Origin of the sequence: Methanoculleus sp. MH98A (assembly GCF_000691865.1) — an archaeon.
Lineage (GTDB): Archaea > Halobacteriota > Methanomicrobia > Methanomicrobiales > Methanoculleaceae > Methanoculleus.
Genome location: NZ_JMIO01000082.1, coordinates 1 through 3,432, shown reverse-complemented (window position 1 = coordinate 3,432; position 3,432 = coordinate 1). Strand labels below are relative to the sequence as shown.

The following is a 3,432-nucleotide window of genomic DNA, read 5'->3' as shown; positions in this document are numbered from 1 at the left end:
TTCCGTATTTCGATAAGGTATAAGTTAATGTCTATCAAATTGATTTGTCTGAATCGATCTGTTGTGACATATCAGGATGCGGGAAATCTGCAAGGACTGTACATCTCAAACGAGGCATAAAAAGACATGATTGGAGTGCAACATGACGATGAGTATGCAGTTGAGGAAGTGTTTCAGTTACTGAAGGTTCCCTGGGAATGGTATACCCCGACATCCAGGTATGATGTTGTCATAACAAAAACCGGACATATTCCAGAGACCTGTAACCGAATTGACCTCACCGATAATGACCTGATCAAAAAGATTGCCGATATGCTCAACGAGGGGCTCCCTCGTAACCGCAGGCCGCTCTGCGAAGAGTGCCTGGACACGTTGCGCCAGCAGATCAAGCGTTTCTCCCCGCTGATCGAGATCCCGCCGATACCCTGGGGATACACCTACTCGCTTGCGCTTACGCACGATGTGGATGTCGCCTCCGTCAGAGAGCGGTCTTTTCTTTCGGTCTTCTATGCAGCCTACAACTGCTTCCGCCAGCGGAGGTTTGTCGAGGGAACCAGAATCGTGCTCGCGAAATTCGGCCTCGCGAAGGACCCCTGGGATCTCTTTGAGACCTGGAGGAGACTTGAGGAGCAGCTCCAGGTGAAGTCTACGTTCTACTTCCTGCCCCAGAGCGGCTATGCGGGTATCGGGTCTCCGAAGATTCGTGCCGGATATTATTCAATCGATGATACTCCGGTTGATGAACTTGCTGCCCGCGGGTGGGAAGTGGGGGTTCATGGCCTAGACAACTGGGTTGATAAAGCCAGCGCCGAGAATGAACGCATGTCTCTCCCGAAGGACGCAAGAGTAAGGGTAGGCACACGGGTTCACTGGCTGCACTTCGATGAGGGCACATGGCAGATCCTTGATGACGCCGGCTATGATTACGACTCAACATTCGGGTACAACGAGGATATCGGATTCCGGGCCGGGACATTGCAGGTCTACCGGCCACGCGGGGTGGAGAGGCTGCTGGAACTCCCTCTCCACATCCAGGACGTCAGCCTGTTCGGGAGGCACTGCTGGCTCACGACAGAAGAGGGATGCAAGCGGGTAGACTGCCTGAGTCTGGACGAGGATGAGGCGTACCAGACCTGCAACGAGATCCTCGATCAGGCGTTGCGATACGGTGGTGTTGTCACGATACTCTGGCACAGTGATTGCCTGGCCGCGCCCCGCGACTGGGGCGATGTATATACGAATATCATCAACAGGGCCATGGCAGATGGGGCGTGGGTAACGCGCGCAATTGATATTGTCGACTGGTTCAGAATGCGCCGCAATGCCAGATTGGACTATTCGAAGACCGAAGACGGCTTCAAAATCACGATTACAGGCCTCGAGCGGGCTCGATCATTGCCGCCGTTGCGTGTCCGGGTTCATGTCGACCCGGAGAGAGTCCGGCATATCGATGCAGAGTATGTCTGCGGCGACGGGTATGTGGATATCAGGTTCGATAGAGAACAGGTGAACGTGGTTTTGTCATGAGGGTTCTGATCACTGACGGAAACTTCAAGCACACGCTGGCGTCAGTTCGGTCTCTGGGAAAGAGGGGAATTGATGTTACGGTGCTCTCTGATATGCGCCTGAGCGTCTCATTCCACTCAAAATACTGCTCTAAAAGCATTCTCGCCCCCAACCCCGAACATGATACCACGTTTGCCGAGTCTGTGTACGACCTGGCAAAGCGGGAGCAGTTCGACGTAGTCCTGCCGATCAGTTACGCGGCAGTCGACCAGATATCCCGGGTTAGGGAAAGATTGGAGCCCTATGTCCGGGTGCCCCTGCCGGATCGGGCCTCGATCGACCTCGCCGGGAATAAAGATAAAACCATGCAACTTGCAGAGAGCATCGGCGTCGCCATCCCAAAGACCTACTATCCTCAATCACTTAAGGATGCGGAGCGGATCGCAGACTCCCTCTCCTATCCTGTGGTGGTGAAGGGAGCACGGGAAAACGGTAACGTCGGTTATGCAAACTCGCCCGAGGAACTTATATCCCAGTACAAAAAGATATCAGCATTCTCTCCAATCGTCCAGGAATATATCTCTGGCGGGGGCTATGGATTTTTTGCGCTCTACAATCACGGGGAGGCAAGAGCAATTTTCATGCACCGGCGGCTACGGGAATATCCGGTCACCGGTGGTCCGAGCACCCTTGCCGAGAGCATCTACGACCCCATGTTGATGGAGCAGGGCCTGAAACTCCTTGATAACCTGCAATGGCACGGCGTAGCCATGGTCGAGTTCAAGAAGGACGAGCGGACCGGGAAGTACTTCCTGATGGAGATTAATCCTAAATTCTGGGGATCTCTTGAACTCGCCATCGCATCCGGCGTAGACTTCCCGTACCTGACCTGCAGGATGGCATGCGAAGGAGACATCGAACCGGTTTTTTCCTACAAAACCGGCGTGAAGTTCAGGTGGCTCTTCCCCCAGGATGTATTCCACGCTGTGACGAAACCGGGAGCCGTACCAGAGTTCATCTCCGATTTTGCGGACAGGACCATCTGTTATGACATCGATCCCCACGACATCGTGCCCAACATCCTGCAACTGGGGATGACGGCCGGCGAGTTTGCGCTCCGCATCAAACAGGGGAGATTCTGGAGGCCGCATGGAAGACCTCTACTTTGACTGCCATATCCACTCAAACCACTCGCACGACTCGTTGATGAGGCCCGGGCGGATCCTGAAGCAGGCGAAAAAAGCGGGCTTAACCGGCGTTGCAATAACCGATCACGATACGATCCGGGGTTCCCTTGAAGCCAGGAAACTGGAGAAGGAGATCGGGGTGACCGTCATTCCCGGCGCGGAGATCCTGACCGGCTCCGGCGATATCATCGGTCTTCTCGTCAATGAGGAGATCCGCTCCCGCAGGTGGGATGAGGTTATTGACGAGATCAGGGAACAGGGAGGTGTTTCCGTCCTGCCCCACCCATATCGGTCGCACCCGAATGTCCTCGAACTCGCAAAAGCAGTAGACCTCATCGAGGTATGGAATGCACGAAGCACGGTAGAGCAGAACGAGAGGGCGGTGCAGTTGGCCCGGAGGCTTCGGAAACCCGGGATGTATGGCAGCGACGCGCATACCTACGCAGAGATCGGGAATGTGAGTGCGCTGGTGGATCCCGGTACCTGGGAGGTAAGAAAAGTTGTACGTGCGGAGTACTCTTCACGATCGGCGGTTATCCGGTCTCACGTAACCCATCACCTGAGACGGGGTGAGTTTCTGCAACTGCTACAATCCGGATGGCGGTACCTATGGAAGAACATAGATTGATGGTTCTGTCTGACCATTACCTCACGTTTGTCAAGGATCAGGTGGAGTTGCTCGCAAAGGCATTTGCTCATACTGATGTGTACGTCAGGTACCATCCAGCAACTGAGATCT

General features: G+C 54.4%; 3 protein-coding genes. All 3 read left to right on the top strand.

From position 1 onward, the window contains the following. Positions 1-126 precede the first annotated feature (126 nt). From EI28_RS10455 to EI28_RS10445, 3 genes are read left to right on the top strand one after another with little or no spacing between them, the layout of a single operon-like run. The gene (locus EI28_RS10455) at positions 127-1,527 is read left to right on the top strand and encodes a polysaccharide deacetylase family protein (RefSeq protein ID WP_048114664.1); all 1,401 of its coding nucleotides are present in this window, start codon (positions 127-129) and stop codon (positions 1,525-1,527) included. Then, positions 1,524-2,675 carry an ATP-grasp domain-containing protein gene (locus tag EI28_RS10450; RefSeq protein ID WP_048114662.1) on the top strand — a complete coding sequence of 384 codons (1,152 nt, stop codon included), beginning with the start codon at positions 1,524-1,526 and terminating at the stop codon, positions 2,673-2,675. The genes EI28_RS10455 and EI28_RS10450 overlap by 4 nt, the downstream gene beginning before the upstream one ends. After that, the gene (locus EI28_RS10445; RefSeq protein ID WP_048114661.1) at positions 2,656-3,321 is read left to right on the top strand and encodes a PHP domain-containing protein; all 666 of its coding nucleotides are present in this window, start codon (positions 2,656-2,658) and stop codon (positions 3,319-3,321) included. Before EI28_RS10450 ends, EI28_RS10445 begins: the two co-directional genes overlap by 20 nt. Positions 3,322-3,432 lie beyond the last annotated feature (111 nt).

What these genes read in the sequence shown, in the direction of transcription:
- EI28_RS10455 (WP_048114664.1), top strand. Translation starts at nt 127, where the DNA reads ATGATTGGAGTGCAACATGACGATGAGTATGCAGTTGAGGAAGTGTTT.
- EI28_RS10450 (WP_048114662.1), top strand. Translation starts at nt 1,524, where the DNA reads ATGAGGGTTCTGATCACTGACGGAAACTTCAAGCACACGCTGGCGTCA.
- EI28_RS10445 (WP_048114661.1), top strand. Translation starts at nt 2,656, where the DNA reads ATGGAAGACCTCTACTTTGACTGCCATATCCACTCAAACCACTCGCAC.